At 65.4% G+C, this 14411-nt stretch carries 13 protein-coding genes, 1 tRNA gene and 1 pseudogene; 5 read left to right on the plus strand and 10 right to left on the minus strand.

Annotated elements, in window-relative coordinates; genetic code table 11:
• The first annotated feature begins 5 nt into the window (after nt 1–5).
• Nucleotides 6–437, plus strand: a complete 432-nt coding sequence (locus ASD14_RS11750; protein WP_082538948.1) for a DUF2752 domain-containing protein — start codon at nt 6–8, stop codon at nt 435–437.
• 93 nt (nt 438–530) lie between these two features.
• Here the strand turns inward: ASD14_RS11750 and ASD14_RS11755 are convergent, their stop codons facing one another.
• The 5 genes from ASD14_RS11755 to ASD14_RS11775 all read right to left on the minus strand — a co-directional run bounded on the left by ASD14_RS11755 (nt 531) and on the right by ASD14_RS11775 (nt 4365).
• The gene (locus tag ASD14_RS11755) at nt 531–1448 is read right to left on the minus strand and encodes a hypothetical protein (protein ID WP_056133847.1); all 918 of its coding nucleotides are present in this window, start codon (nt 1446–1448) and stop codon (nt 531–533) included.
• Nucleotides 1449–1608: 160 nt separating this feature from the next.
• Complete coding sequence (gene nudC, locus ASD14_RS11760; RefSeq protein ID WP_056133849.1) at nt 1609–2526, minus strand: NAD(+) diphosphatase; 918 nt, start codon at nt 2524–2526, stop codon at nt 1609–1611.
• A gap of 182 nt (nt 2527–2708) precedes the next feature.
• Entirely contained in the window at nt 2709–3101 is a 393-nt protein-coding gene (erpA, locus tag ASD14_RS11765) for an iron-sulfur cluster insertion protein ErpA (protein ID WP_056133852.1), read from the minus strand.
• A gap of 49 nt (nt 3102–3150) precedes the next feature.
• Nucleotides 3151–3870: a DUF6776 family protein gene (locus ASD14_RS11770; protein ID WP_056133856.1), complete on the minus strand. Its 720-nt coding sequence runs from the start codon at nt 3868–3870 to the stop codon at nt 3151–3153.
• A 63-nt stretch (nt 3871–3933) separates the two neighbouring features.
• A complete protein-coding gene (locus ASD14_RS11775) occupies nt 3934–4365 on the minus strand; it encodes a polymer-forming cytoskeletal protein (protein ID WP_056133859.1) in 432 nt (143 codons plus the stop codon).
• A gap of 154 nt (nt 4366–4519) precedes the next feature.
• Here ASD14_RS11775 and ASD14_RS11780 point away from each other — a divergent pair, with 154 nt between their 5' ends.
• Nucleotides 4520–5125, plus strand: coding sequence for a DUF4126 domain-containing protein (locus ASD14_RS11780; protein WP_056133862.1), 606 nt, complete (start codon nt 4520–4522; stop codon nt 5123–5125).
• An 83-nt stretch (nt 5126–5208) separates the two neighbouring features.
• Here the strand turns inward: ASD14_RS11780 and bfr are convergent, their stop codons facing one another.
• From bfr to ASD14_RS11795, 3 genes and pseudogenes are all read right to left on the minus strand, one after another.
• Nucleotides 5209–5679: a bacterioferritin gene (bfr, locus tag ASD14_RS11785; protein WP_056133863.1), complete on the minus strand. Its 471-nt coding sequence runs from the start codon at nt 5677–5679 to the stop codon at nt 5209–5211.
• A gap of 128 nt (nt 5680–5807) precedes the next feature.
• Nucleotides 5808–6011 carry a (2Fe-2S)-binding protein gene (locus tag ASD14_RS11790; protein WP_056133866.1) on the minus strand — a complete coding sequence of 68 codons (204 nt, stop codon included), beginning with the start codon at nt 6009–6011 and terminating at the stop codon, nt 5808–5810.
• Between the two features lie 197 nt (nt 6012–6208).
• Nucleotides 6209–6688: pseudogene (locus ASD14_RS11795) on the minus strand (RNA pyrophosphohydrolase); the annotation flags it as partial.
• Nucleotides 6689–6822: 134 nt separating this feature from the next.
• Between ASD14_RS11795 and ASD14_RS11800 the strand changes: the two are divergent.
• A tRNA-Met gene (locus tag ASD14_RS11800) sits at nt 6823–6899 on the plus strand.
• A gap of 480 nt (nt 6900–7379) precedes the next feature.
• On the opposite strand, the gene ASD14_RS11805 is transcribed toward ASD14_RS11800, so the two are convergent.
• A complete protein-coding gene (locus ASD14_RS11805) occupies nt 7380–9716 on the minus strand; it encodes a Tex family protein (RefSeq protein WP_056133872.1) in 2337 nt (778 codons plus the stop codon).
• A gap of 255 nt (nt 9717–9971) precedes the next feature.
• Here ASD14_RS11805 and queD point away from each other — a divergent pair, with 255 nt between their 5' ends.
• Entirely contained in the window at nt 9972–10325 is a 354-nt protein-coding gene (gene queD, locus ASD14_RS11810) for a 6-carboxytetrahydropterin synthase QueD (protein WP_056133875.1), read from the plus strand.
• 181 nt (nt 10326–10506) lie between these two features.
• Nucleotides 10507–10908, plus strand: a complete 402-nt coding sequence (locus ASD14_RS11815; RefSeq protein WP_056133878.1) for a phasin family protein — start codon at nt 10507–10509, stop codon at nt 10906–10908.
• 344 nt (nt 10909–11252) lie between these two features.
• Here ASD14_RS11815 and ASD14_RS11820 read toward each other — a convergent pair whose 3' ends face one another.
• Nucleotides 11253–14405 (minus strand): multidrug efflux RND transporter permease subunit, encoded by a 3153-nt coding sequence (locus ASD14_RS11820; RefSeq protein WP_056133882.1) that lies wholly within the window; start codon nt 14403–14405, stop codon nt 11253–11255.
• Nucleotides 14406–14411 lie beyond the last annotated feature (6 nt).

Here is a 14411-nt window from a genome sequence, read left to right on the forward strand (position 1 = left end):
CTGGAATGATCGCGTCGCAATACCTGTCTTCGCGTCCCGTCGTGACCGCACTGTCGGCCGCGACGGTCGTCGTGCTCGCATCCGGCATCTGGCTGTTGCGCACGTTCGATCCGGGCGCGGCGGGAAGCCTGTTCCCGTCGTGCCTGTTCCATGACCTCACCGGGTGGTATTGCCCCGGTTGCGGGATCACACGCGCGTTGCATGCGTTGGTGCATTTCGACCTGGTGCGCGCGTTCGCGATGAACGCGTTGCTGGTGGCAAGCCTGCCGCTGCTGGCGGCGATGGCGTTGCAGGGATTCACGCATCGCGCACTATTGCCAGCGAGTGTTTCGCGCGTGGCGTTCAACGGCAAGGTGTGGATCGGGGCGCTGGTGGTATTCGGCATCGCGCGCAATCTGCCGGGGCTTGAACTCCTGGCGCCGGGAGGATTGCTGTAGAGCGGTCGCAGGAAGTGGCCGAAGGTCGTACCCAGCATCCGTTTTGCGGCAATTGAAGGGGCCCGCTGCGCTCAACGCACCCTGCGTGTCGCGTCAGGCGACGAATCCGGCAATCACGAACAGCGCCAGCACTGCCAGCCAGACCAGCAGGCTCCGCCACACCAGGCTCATCGCGTCGCGCAGCTCCGGAAGTTCCGGTGCAGTGGCGACTGTCGACGCCGTGTCGGGTTGCGCGCCGAATTCTTCGGCGTAATCGGCGGCTTCCTCGGCCAGTTCGGTGCGCACGCTGGCGCGGCCGGCCGCGTCGAGGAAGCGATGATGGAGCATGAACGATGCGCCTCCGGCTTCGCGCCACGCACCGAGCACGGTGTCGAAGTTTCCGACCAGCGCGAGCGAAAGCGTGAGCAGCTGCGCCACCGGCCAGTCGAGCAGTTGCAGCAACGTGCGCGCGCCCTCGGCGGCTTCCGCCGGAAGCTTGCGTGCGTAATTGCCTTCGCTGGCGAGCACGGTGAGTCGATATAGCAACGCACCGCAGGGACCGAGCACGAGGAACCAGAACAGCACGCCGAACCAGCGGCGCAATGCATTCTGGAATACGGCCGACACCAACGCGCCGCCGTCGATGGTGAGCGGCGCGGCGCCAGGCCACAGCTTCGCCATGGCTTCGCGGCGCGACGTGGCGTCTGGCGCGTTGATGATGGCCTCGACATCGAGATCGAGGTCGCGCGGGCCCCATGCGTAGCCCAGCACCGCGACCGCGAACACCAGGCCGGCGAGGCCATACAGTGATTCACGCAACGCGAGCTGGAACAGTCCGACCGCCGCAAGCGGCGGCAACAACGCAAGCGCGACACCCCAGCGGCCCTGCCAGAAGCTGTTGTCGGCGAGCTGCGTTTCCAGCCAGCCCAGCCAGTTGCCGTACCAGTCGTACTGCCGCATCGACGCGGCCAGCGACTGCGCCATGTGGCCGATGACGAGCGCGGCGACGACGGCGATCAGGGTGGCAGCCATGTCGGACGCATTCCTCTGGGGAGCGGTAAGGAATTGTAGCGGGGACGAGGTAGGCACGCCTGTCAGGGTGCGAGGCACTTCGGAGCGGGCTCAAACGTGCTGGATCGAGCGTGATCGCCGCTGGAGCGTGATGACGTCGCGGTGACCGGCTTGAGCCGCTCTACGCTTCCGCCCAATGATCGATCAGCCAGCGCGCGATCGAGAGGCGCGGCGACACCAGCAAGCCAGTGCCGTCGTCGCGCGCGGGATCGGCTTCGCGTGCCTGTGCCTCGCGCACTTCGTCGCGGGTGAACCAGCGCGCGTCTTCGAGCTCATCGCTGAGCCGCGGCGTATCGGGATGCGCATTGGCGACGAAGCCGAGCATCAGCGAGCTGGGGAACGGCCACGGCTGCGAGGCGAGATAGCGGCATGACTTCACCCGAACGCCGGTTTCCTCGAGCACTTCGCGCGCGACGGTGTGTTCGAGCGACTCTCCCGGCTCGACGAACCCGGCAATGGTCGAGTAACGACGCGCAGGCCAGCTCGCCTGGCGGCCGAGGAGGATGCGTTCGCCGTCGCTGACGGCGACGATCACCGCGGGGTCGGTTCGCGGGTAGTGCTCGGCATTGCATTGCGTGCACGTGCCGAGCCAGCCGCCGCGCGAATACACGAGCGCGCCGCCACACACGCCGCAGTGGCGGTGCCGCAGGCGCCAGTGCTGCACGGCGCGCGCCTGTGCGAACACGGAGGCCTCGAAGTGCGGCCAGTGGGTCGCGGCCGCACGCAGTTCGCTGCGCTGCGGGGCTTCGAAGGCAGCGAGATTGGCATCGAGCGCGAACCACCCGGTTCCGGCTTCATCGATACCAAGGAACACGGCGGCGCCAGTACCGCCCGGCCCTTCGCTCAGGCGCGCTCCGGTGGGGGCAAGCAGGCGGCGTTGTTCGTCGGCATAGGCGTGGCCGTTGTCATCGAGCAGCACGACGCGGCTGTCCGGCCACAGACGCGCGAGGGCGTCGTTGTCGTTACGCAGGTGGTCGGCGCGGTCGAGCACGGCGCGAATGGCGTCGGCTTCGACGAAGGCAAACGGGGATGCAGTCATCGGGCGGTCCGCGGCGGGGATGTGCGGATTATCGGCGATGCGAGGACAGGGCGAATGCGTGCTCGCCGTTCTACCTGCTTTTGGGCCCGAAAAGCAGATGGAAGTTCATTCGCTTGCGTTTTTGCCGGCGCCGCTGGCGCCCTCCTGCGTGAGGCTCTGGCAGGTATGCGAGAGAGGATCGGCTACGCGGAGAACGACGATCCGCACCCACATGTCGTCTTCGCATTCGGATTGCGAATCACGAACTGCGCGCCGTGCAGGCTCTCGGTGTAGTCGACTTCCGCACCCATCAGGTACTGCAGGCTGAGCGGATCGACCAGCAGGATCACGCCGTCGGTCTGGACGGCGAGGTCGTCATCGCCCTGCTGTTCGTCGAATTCGAATCCGTACTGGAAGCCCGAGCACCCGCCGCCCTGGATGTAGACGCGCAGCTTCAGGTCGGGATTGCCTTCTTCCACGATCAGTTCACGCACCTTCGCTGCGGCGGCGGAAGTGAACTGCAGGGGGCGTTCGAGCGCCTGGTAACCGGGCGCGCTTGATTCGATGGGGCTGGCGGCGTTCGTGCTCTTGTTCATGCGTGCAGGATGGGGCGCACCGCTGGCGCATTCAAGCGGTCATCCGCGCTCATTCGGCAACGCTCTGTCCGCGCAGCGCGTCGGCCCAGGTGAAGGATTCCTCGATCGGCGCGCCTGAACGCGGCTGCAGGCGCACGGTGACTTTCACCGGCGTCAGGCCGGGCGGCAGGAAGAAGTCGCCTTCGACCTGCTGGAAGTACTTGAACGAATAGACCACGCCGGGCGCGTTGGGTTGTTGCCGCAGATCGGTCCAGGCGAGTTTCTGCAGCTTGCCGTCGCGCGTGCCCTCGAGCGAGAGCGTGAGCACGCCTTCGCTGACCGCGCCACGGTTGAGGTTCTGCGTGAGCGTCCCGGTGAAGTGCCACGCGGGGCCGTTCTGCGCCTGCACCTTCAGTGCATGCACGCTGAGGCCGTGGCGCTGCGCGGTCGCGCCGACGAGGCGCTCATAGAAAGCGACGTCGGCGCGCAGGCCGGCGATTTCCTCATCGCGGTCGGCGATCGCACCCTGCAGGTCACGGTTGGCGTCGCGGCTGATCTGGTCGGAACGGGTCAGCGTCGCCACGCGCTGTTGCAACTGTTCGGCTTCGTCCTGCAGGTTGGCGTTTTCGCGATTGAGCCGGACGAGCTGCGCGCGCGGATCCCCGGACGACGGCGAAAATACCTGCCATGCACCCCAGGCGCCGAACGCCAGCGCAATGAGAAAGATCGCGATCGCGATGAGCACGAGTTTGTGCTCGGCGAACCAGGAAGTCTGCGGCTGCTTGTACATGCGCCGAGAGTAGCGGCAACGGCCGCCGGCAGTGTGTGCCGGCGGTTAAGCCTGTGACCGCGGTCAGCCGATCGCGACGTCGGGGGTGATCGGAGTGACGTTCGCCGAATCGATCGTTTCACTGGCGGCGACGGCTTCGGAATGGATCAGGCGCCCCGTCAGGGTGGAACCGGCGACCATCTCGATCACCTGGTAGTGCACGTTGCCGTTGACGCGTGCCTTCGGGTGCAGTTCGACCTGCTCACCGTAGGCATCGCCCACCAGCTGGCCATTGATGATCACGCTCGGTGCGCGCACTTCGCCTTCGATCACGCCGGTTTCGGCGAGGGTGATCTGGGCGGGCTCGCCATTACTGGCGATCACCTTGCCGATGACGCGGCCTTCGACATAGAGGCCGCCGGCGAAATGGAAGTCCCCGCGGATCACTACCTGCGGTCCGATCAGGGTATCGACCTGCCCGGGGGCGACGGTCGCCTTCTTGTCTTTCTTGAACATGGTTTTCCCCAGTGCTGATGGCGCGCTGTCCTTTTGTCGGACGAAGGGACAGTTGTCGCCTGCGGCATGAACGTCCGCCCACCGGCCCCATGTGCCGGGCTGGACGGTATTCGCCTTCCCCTATACTCGCCGCGGAGTCTAGCGGGAGACCGCCATGTCGGATGCGCACCTGTTCGCAATTGGCGTAGTGCTGGCCTGGCTGGCGGGCATTCGCGTGTACCTGACCGTGTTCGGCGTTGGTCTGGCCGGCGCGCTGGGCTGGCTCGACCTGCCAAATGCGTTGCAGGTGACGCAGTCGCCGTGGGTGATCGGCGTATCCGGCGCCTTGGCCGCGGCCGAGTTCTTTGCCGACAAGATTCCGGGCGTGGATTCGGGCTGGGACCTCCTGCACACGCTGCTGCGGGTGCCGGCAGGCGCGTTCCTCGCGGCGGCCACGCTATCGCCCGACGGTCAGCTGGGCGCCGGCGCGCTCGCGGCAGGGGCGGGCGTGGCGCTGAGCAGCCATGTACTGAAGGCGGGATCGCGGGCGCTGCTCAATACCTCGCCGGAGCCGGTCACGAACTGGACTGCATCGGTGGCCGAGGACGTCGCCACACTCGGGGGACTGGCCCTGGTGTTCACGCATCCATGGATCGCCCTGTCGCTGGTGACGGTGATTACGCTTACCTTCGCGCTTCTGCTGTGGTGGGTGTGGCGCAAGCTGTTCCGCCGCCGGAAACCTGCGGTGGGCGATGGGACTTCCGGCTACGGCGCTGCGTAACGGCGCAGCCTTTTCGCCGGTTCCGTAAACGGAAAACGCCACCTCGCGGTGGCGTTTTCCATTCCCCGACCTCAAACAGTCCGTCAGCTTTCGATCTTCATCGACAGGTAGTTCTGCTCGCCGACGCGATCCATCAGCGACAACTGCGTCTCGATCCAGTCGATGTGTTCCTCTTCCGATTCGAGGATGTCGGCCAGCAGCTGGCGGCTGACGATGTCCTTGATGCTTTCGCAATAGATGATGCCTTCGCGCAGCATCGGCAGGGCTTCGAGTTCGAGCGCGAGATCGGATGAGAGCACTTCTCGCGGGCTCTCACCGATGCGCAGCTTGCCGAGGTTCTGGAAGTTCGGCAGCCCTTCGAGGAAGAGGATGCGTTCCGACAACTTGTCGGCGTGCTTCATCTCGTCGATCGACTCGTGGTACTCGTGCTCTGCGAGTTCCTTGAGGCCCCAGTTCTTCAGCATCTTGGCGTGCAGGAAGTACTGGTTGATGGCGATCAGCTCGTTGTAGAGCGCCTTGTTGAGGTATTCGATGACCTTGGCGTCGCCCTTCATGGCAGTGTTCCGTGCAGTGTCGATGGCGCGACTCTAGTCCTCCCGCGCGCGCAGTGACGAAACGCGAATCGAGTGCATCCGCGGGCGGGCGTGGTTCGGTGCAGGAGGCGCCGGACGGGGCGCGGTGGTCAGGCAGCTTGCGAAAGCAGCGGCAAAGGCAGTTCGCGCACGGCGCGGGCTTCTTCCATCAACTGGGCGGCAAGGTCCAGACAGCTGCCGCAGGTAGCGCCGGCGCCGGTCCGCATCGTCAACTCAGGCACGCTCCGGCAGCCGGCTTCGACGGCCTGGCGGATATCGCGATCGGTGACTCCGTTGCAGATGCAGACGTACATGCGTGGCAATGAGGCGGACAGCCGGCTCGGCTGCAGGGCTATTGCGCCACGAATGAGAATGATTGTCAATTAGGAGGGTCTGAGCCACCGCCCTGTGCCTGCGAATCCGCACGGAATCGGGGCCGCTGGCGGTTTCGGCAGCGCCGGGGGTCGCGCACGTCACGCGGATCCGGCCCCGGTACCGGTACGGCCTGCAGGCCAACGAGCCGCCGCGCGACCGGTGCCAGATGCCGCAGCGCGCTGTTGTAGACGCCACGCTTGAAGGTCACGACGTGTTCGACCGGATACCAGAAGTCGACCCAGCGCCAGTGGTCGAATTCCGGCTTGTCGGTCAGATCCAGGCGCAGATCGCTTTCCTCCCCGGTCAGGCGCAGCAGGAACCACACCTGTTTCTGGCCGATGCAGACCAGGCGGTCGTGGCGCCGGATCGCGCGTGGCGGCAAGCGGTAGCGCAGCCAGCCCGGCGTGGCGCCGAGAACCTCGACATGTTCGGGCATTAGGCCAGTTTCCTCGCGTAACTCGCGATACATGGCCTCCAGCGGCGTCTCGTCGCTGTTCATCCCGCCCTGCGGGAACTGCCAGCCATCGCGATGCACGCGGCGGGCCCAGAACACCCGGCCGTCCGGATGCATCAACACAATGCCGACGTTGGGTCGGTACCCGTCCGGATCGATCACGATGCGGACTCCAGAATGCACTGCGTCCGACTCTGCCACGCTGCCTGTCGGTGGACAAGCAAGGCGCGCAAGGATTGACGGCGGATGCGCCAGCCGGAATAATTCGCGGCTCTCTGCGGGAAACGTCTCCGCGTGGCTATGTAGCTCAGCCGGTTAGAGCACAGCACTCATAATGCTGGGGTCGGTGGTTCGAGTCCACCCATAGCCACCATCTCTCGAAGCCTCGCTATTGCGGGGCTTTTTCTATTGCAGGACCTCGGCACCAGGCGACTCGATTTGCAGGCGTCGCGGTCTTCTGCATGCCTCCGGGGACTTCAGCGTTTAACGCCGAAGCCTGCCTGCGCAATCAAGTCCTCCACGCCGGCGCGTTCAACCAGGTTTAAATCGCTCGGGAATCGAATGTTTCAGGCGTTTGGGCGCGGGACCGCTCGGTGTCCGCCATCGGCGCCCCGCGGCCTCGCCGTAATCAACGAAGAAACGGTCATGCCGCTGCGCGATCGAGTGATCGGATCGCTTCCAAAGGCGTTCGCAGGGGAGTTGAGCGCAGCGAAATCCATCCTGTTTTCTTGACGGCAGACGATGGGTTTCGCTTTCGACTCAACCCATCCTGTGGCCGTTTGATTCACACGGAGCGGGTTCCTGCGAAAGCAGGAATGACGAGCGAATCAACAGCAGTTCGAAGTGCCGTTGTCTAATCCTTCTTCGCGCGCGCGAACGCGGCCGCGAGCGCGTTGTTCGCCGGTGCCTGCGCCACCGAAGGCGGACGCCGCTCATCGCGGCCTCGCGATGCGACAGGTGAACGTTCACGGTCGTTACGTGGCTCGCGCGCGGCGGGAACGCTGTCATCCAGGCGCCGCGTCAACGCGATGCGCTTGCGCGGCACGTCAACTTCGAGCACGCGCACCTTGACGATGTCGCCCGCCTTCACCACGTCGCGCGGATCCTTCACGTACTTGTCGGAGAGCGCGGAGATGTGGATGAGGCCATCCTGGTGCACGCCAATGTCGACGAAGGCGCCGAACGCGGCGACGTTGCTGATCACACCTTCGAGGATCATGCCGACCTTCAGGTCCTTGATGTCCTCCACGCCGTCGGCGAAGCGCGCGGCCTTGAACTCGGGGCGTGGATCGCGACCGGGCTTCTCGAGTTCCTTGAAGATGTCGCGCACGGTCGGCACGCCGAATTTCTCGTCGGTGAACTGCTCGGGCCTGAGGCCGCGCAGCAATGATGCATCGCCGATGACCTGCTTCACCTCACGCCCGCACTGCCTGAGGATGCGCTCGACCACCGGGTAAGCCTCGGGATGCACCGACGAGGCATCGAGCGGCTGTTCGCCATCGCTGATGCGCAGGAAACCCGCGCATTGCTCGAAGGTCTTGTCACCCAGGCGCGGCACTTTCAGCAGTTCCTTGCGGGATCTGAAAGCGCCGTTGGTGTCGCGGTAGACGACGATGTTCTCGGCGACCGTCGAAGACAAACCGGAAACGCGCGTGAGCAGCGCGGCCGACGCGGTGTTCACGTCGACGCCGACCGCGTTCACGCAGTCCTCGACCTTCGCATCGAGCGCGCGCGCGAGCCGGAACTGGTCGACGTCGTGCTGGTACTGGCCTACGCCAATCGCTTTCGGCTCGATCTTCACCAATTCGGCCAGTGGATCCTGCAGTCGCCGTGCGATCGACACCGCACCGCGCAACGACACGTCGAGGCCAGGGAATTCCTTGGCCGCGAATTCGGACGCCGAATACACCGACGCGCCGGCTTCGCTCACCACGATCTTCTGCATCTTCAGCTCGGGCGCAAGCTTGATCAGGTCGCCGGCGAGTTTGTCGGTTTCGCGCGACGCGGTGCCGTTGCCGATCGAGATCAGTTCAACGCCGTGCCTGGTGCACAGCGCGCGCAGCGTATGCAGCGACTGGTCCCACTGCTTGCGCGGCTCGTGCGGATAGATCGTTTCGGTCGCGACGAGCTTGCCGGTGCGATCGACGACGGCGACCTTCACACCCGTGCGCAGGCCGGGGTCGAGGCCGAGCACCGCCTTCGGACCCGCGGGTGCGGCGAGCAGCAGGTCCTTGAGGTTGTTGCCGAACACGTCGATCGCTTCGGCTTCGGCCTTCTCGCGCGCCTGGCCGAAAAGGTCGAGCAGCAGGTGCAGGTGCAGTTTCGCCTTCCAGGTCAGGCGGCAGGTGTCCTGCAGCCACTTGTCGGCAGGCCGGCCCTGCGACTTCACGCCGACGTGGTGGGCGACGCGGCCTTCGGCGAACAGGTGGCCGGCCTCGGCGTCGGTGCCCGGGTCGAGGTCGAGGAAGAGGATGTCCTCGCGCCGTGCACGGAACAGCGCGAGCAGCCGATGCGACGGAATCTTCGCCAGCGATTCGCTGTGGTCGAAGTAGTCGCGGTACTTCGCGCCTTCGTTTTCCTTGCCTTCGGCCACGCGGGCGCGGATGACGCCGACTTCATGCAGCCAGTGGCGCAGCTCGCCGACCAGCGTGGCGTCTTCGCCCCAGCGCTCCATCAGGATCGCGCGCGCGCCGTCGAGTGCGGCCTTCGTATCATTGACGCTCTTTTCCGCATCGACGAAACCAGCTGCGACTTCTTCCGGCACCTGCGATGGATCGGCGAGCAACGCATCGGCGAGCGGTTCGAGGCCCGCTTCGCGCGCGATCTGTGCCTTGGTGCGGCGCTTGGGTTTGTACGGCAGGTAGAGGTCTTCGAGGCGCGACTTCGAGTCGGCGGCTTCGATTTCGCGGCGCAGTTCGTCAGTGAGCTTGCCCTGTTCCTCGATCGACGCCAGCACGGCCGCGCGGCGGTCCTCGAGTTCGCGCAGGTAGGTCAGGCGCGTTTCGAGGTTACGCAGCTGCGTGTCGTCGAGGCCGCCGGTAACTTCCTTGCGATAGCGCGCGATGAAGGGAACGGTGGCGCCTTCATCCAGCAGCGCGATGGCGGCAAGCGCCTGGGCGTCTTGCGCGCCGATTTCGGCGGCGATGGTGGAAGCGATCTGGCGGGCGAGCTGCGGGGAAATCTCGGGCATTAGCGATGGTTCGACTGCTGCGGGAGTGAAGATCCGATTGTGGCAACGCATCGCGCGCGGCGTAAGGATTGACATCCGGGAGCGCGCAAGGCCGGCGTGCAGGAGCGTCGCGCGCGCGGCCGACGGCCTGCACCGCGTCGCGCCCAAGGGGCGCTCCTCGCAGAGCGCTCGTGGCGTTCGCGGAGCGACGGCGAGCCGCCGTTGTGGGACCGTCTGGGCGCGGACGGGGCCGGACCGGGGGCCTACAATTGCCGCATGGATATCTTCAAAGTCTTCACCCTCGAAGCCGCGCATCGGCTACCCAACGTGCCCGAGGGCCACAAGTGCGCGCGGCTGCACGGCCACTCGTTCCGCGTCGAGATCCATTTGAAAGGTGAGATCGGCGCCCAGAGCGGCTGGGTGATGGACTTCGCGGACGTGAAGTCGGCCTTCAGGCCCTTGTACGACCAACTGGACCACCACTATCTCAACGACATCGCCGGACTCGAGAACCCGACCAGCGAGCGGCTGGCGGTGTGGATCTGGGACCGCCTCAAGCCGGCGCTGCCGCTGCTGAGCGAAGTCGTCGTGCACGAGACCTGCACTTCGGGCTGCCGCTACCGCGGCTAGGCTCGAAACTGGGCGAGCGCGGCTCCAGCGCTGGCTACACAGTGGCAACTTGTTGATTTTGATAGATTATGAACAAATCGCTGCCGTTCGTCGGCGAGATGTTGCATCGCAACAAAAGTACTTTTATGCTGCGACGCACAATCCGGACACCCGGATCAGCAAACCCCTTTCAGGAGCCGCCATGTACCAGTTCAACGAACAGTTTGCCGCCGCCTCGCGCCAGTTCGCGGACACGGCCGCCCAGATCAACCGCATCGCCCTCGAGAACGCCCAGGCCGTGTTCGGCCTGCAGCTCGGCGCGATCCAGGAGCGCGCGGAAGCCACCTTCGCGTTCTTCGGTGAAGCCGCCCAGGCGCGCGATCCGGAAGCCTTCAAGACCCTGCTGCCCAAGGGCGTGCAGATCGCCCGCGAAAACGTCGAACGCGCCGTCGCTGTCGGCCAGGACGTCTACGGCCGCACGCTGAAGGCGAACGAAGCCATCGGCCAGATCGCCAAGTCGCAGCTCGAAACCGTTGCCGCCAAGACGCAGGCTTCGGTCGAAGAAGCCGCGGACAAGGTCGTCAAGGCCGCCAAGGCCAAGTAAGCGAACCGTCTCTCTCTCCACTCCCCCGTGGAACAACGAACCCGGCAGGCGACTGCCGGGTTTTTTGTTGGGCGAAGGAAAGTTCGCTGCTCTTGCTCCCCGCGTGGGAAATGGGTGCCTCCCTTCTCCCGCTTGCGGGGAGAAGGTGCCCGAAGGGCGGATGAGGGGCGCTTTTGCCGCTGCTTGCTTTGCTGCCCCGTCCCCTCACCCTGCTTCGCTGCGCGAAGCTGTTCCTCTCCCCACAGGCGGGGCGAGGGAGATAGGCAGGCTATGTACGCAAAACCGAGGCATAAAAAAGAACCCGCCATTCGGCGGGTTCTCGTTGAGCAATCACCAGCCCGCCATCACGACGCCGCATCCTTCGCTGCCAGCTTCGGCGCCTCATCCAGCTTGTCGCCCAGCATCCGCCGCACCACCACGTAGAACACCGGAATCAGCAGCAGGCCGAGGAAGGTCGCGAACATCATTCCGCCGATCACGCCCGTGCCGATCGCATGCCGCGAATTCGCACCCGCGCCGCTGGAAATCGCGAGCGGGAACACGCCCATGATGAAAGCAAACGAGGTCATCAGGATCGGCCGGAAGCGCAGCTTCGCCGCTTCGATCGTAGCGTCTCGCAAGGTCCTGCCGCGCAGGCGTTCCTCGATCGCGAATTCGACGATCAGGATCGCGTTCTTCGCCGCCAGGCCAATCACCGTGATCAGGCCGATCTTGAAGTAGATGTCGTCGGTGAGGCCGCGCCCCAGCGAGAACAGCACCGCGCCGAGCACGCCCAGCGGCACCACCAACAGCACCGCGACGGGCACCGACCAGCTTTCGTACAACGCGGCGAGGCACAGGAACACCACGAGGATCGACAGCGCCATCAGCATCGGCGCCTGGTTGCCGGAGAGGATTTCCTGGTACGACTGGCCGGTCCAGTCGTAACCGAAGCCTTCAGGCAGGTCCTTCGCGACGATATCCTCCATCGCCTTCATCGCCTCGCCCGAACTGTGGCCTGGCGCCTGCGAACCGACGATCTGCACCGCCGCGTAACCGTTGTAGCGGGTCTGCGAAGGCGAGGCCATCGTCCAGGAACTCTTCACCACGTTCGACAGCGGCACCATGCCGCCCGTGGTCGGATCGGTGCTCGACGCCGCCAGCGGACTGGGCGTGTAGAAGCGCGACAGCGATTGCGGACCGGCTCGGAACGGCGCGTCCGCCTGCATGGTCACGCGCTTTACGCGGCCCTGGTCGACGAAGTCGTTGACGTACACCGGCGCGAGCATCAGCTGGATCGAGCTGTAGATGTCGTTCACCGACAGCCCCATCGACTGCGCCTGCACGCGATCCACGTCGAGCTTCAGTTGCGCGGCTTCGGCCAGCGCGTTCGGACGCACGCCGGTGAGCGCGGGATTCTGGTTCGCCTTGCCCACCAGCGTGTTGCGCGCCTGCGCGAGCGCTTCGCGGCCTTGCCCACCGCGGTCCTGCAGGTACATGTCGAAGCCGCCGAACTGGCCCAGGCCGCTCACCGTCGGCAGGTTGATCACGAAGATCTGCGCGTCGCGGATCCCGTACAGCACCTTGTTGGCGTTGGCGATGAATTCCTGCGCGGTGACCTTGCGTTCGTCCCAGTGCTTGAGGCGGACGAAGGCCATGCCGACGTTCTCGCCCTGGCCCATGAAGCTGAAGCCGGCGACCTGCATCATGCCCTCAAAGCCTTCCTGCTTCTCCAGCGTGCCGCGCACCTGCTCGAACACATCGAGCGTGCGATCGAGCGTCGCGCCCGAAGGCAACTGCACCATCGCCAGCGCGTAACCCTGGTCTTCCTCCGGCAGGAAGCTGCCCGGCATGCGCGTGTACAGGAATCCGCACAGCACCGCGAGCAGGCCGAACACCATCATCCAGCGCGGCGCATGGCGCACCGCGTGGCCAATGTGGCCGACGTAGGTGCGGCTGACCTTGTCGTAGACGCGGTTGAAATGGCGGAAGACGAAGTTCTCGCGATGCTGCGCGTGTGTCGGCTTCAGCAGCGTCGCGCACAGCGCCGGCGTGAAGCCCAGCGCGAGGAACGCGGAGAACGCCATGGCCATCGCGATGGTGATCGCGAACTGCTTGTAGATCTCGCCCGCGCTGCCGCCCTGGAATGCGCTCGGGATGAACACCGCCGCAAGCACGACCGTAATGGCGACCACCGCACCGCTGATCTGGCCCATCGACTTGATCGTGGCCTCGCGCGGCGACAGGCCCTCCTCGGTCATGATGCGTTCGACGTTCTCGATCACCACGATCGCGTCGTCGACCACGATGCCGATGGCAAGCACCATGCCGAACAGGCTGAGCTGGTTGATGCTGAAGCCGATCAGCCACATGCCCAGGAACGTACCCAGCAGCGCGATCGGGATCACCAGCGTCGGAATCAGGGTGGCGCGGAAGTTCTGCAGGAACAGCAGCATCACCAGGAAGACGAGCACCACCGCTTCGGCGAGCGTCTTCACCACTTCCTTGATCGAGATCTGCACGAAGGTGGAGCTGTCGTAGGGCGAGAACCAGCTCACGCCCTGCGGGAAGGTCGCGGCGATTTCGTCCATGCGCTTGCGCACCGCTTCGGCCACGCCCAGCGCATTCGCGCCGGGCGCGAGCTGGATCGCGAAGGCGCCGGTCGGCTTGCCGTTCCACTTCGTATCAAAGCCGTAGCTGCCCGAACCCAGTTGCACGCGCGCGACATCGCGCAGCCGCACCGTCGTGCCGTCGCTGTTGGCACGCAGGATGATGTTGCCGAACTGTTCGGGCGTACTGAAGCGGCCCTCCGCGGTTACGGTCGCGGTGAACGCCTGGCCCTGCGGCGCGGGCTGTGAACCGACGGAACCGGCTGCGAACTGCACGTTCTGCCCGCGCACCGCGGCCAGCACCTGGCTCGCCGACAGGCCGAAGCTGCGCAGCTTGTCGGGATTGAGCCAGATGTTCATCGCGTACTCGGCACCGAACAGCTGCGTGCTGCCGACGCCCGGCACGCGCGCGATCTGGTCGAGCACGCGCGAACCGATCAGGTCGCTCAGCGCGGGACGATCGAACGCGGGATTCTCCGAACGCAGCGCCACCACCATCAGGAATCCGGCGTTCGCCTTCGCGACGACGACGCCCTGTTGCACCACTTCCGAGGGCAGGCGCGGCGTCGCCAGCGCGACCTTGTTCTGCACCTGCACCTGGGCGATGTCGGGATCGGTGCCGGGCTTGAAGGTGAGCGTGATCGATGCGCGGCCGCTCGAACTCGACGACGAACTGAAGTAATCAAGGTTGTCGATGCCGGTGAGCTGCTGCTCGATCACCTGGGTGACCGCGCTCTCGGTGGTCTGCGAACTCGCGCCGGGATACGACGCGCCCACGGTCACCTGCGGCGGCGCAATGCTCGGATACGACTCGACGCCGAGGTTGGTGATTGCAAGCACGCCCGACAGCACGATCAGGATCGCGATGACCCAGGCGAAGACCGGGTGGTTGATGAAGAAACGTGACATGGCTTT

Source organism: Lysobacter sp. Root494, from assembly GCF_001427225.1.
Lineage (GTDB): Bacteria > Pseudomonadota > Gammaproteobacteria > Xanthomonadales > Xanthomonadaceae > Agrilutibacter.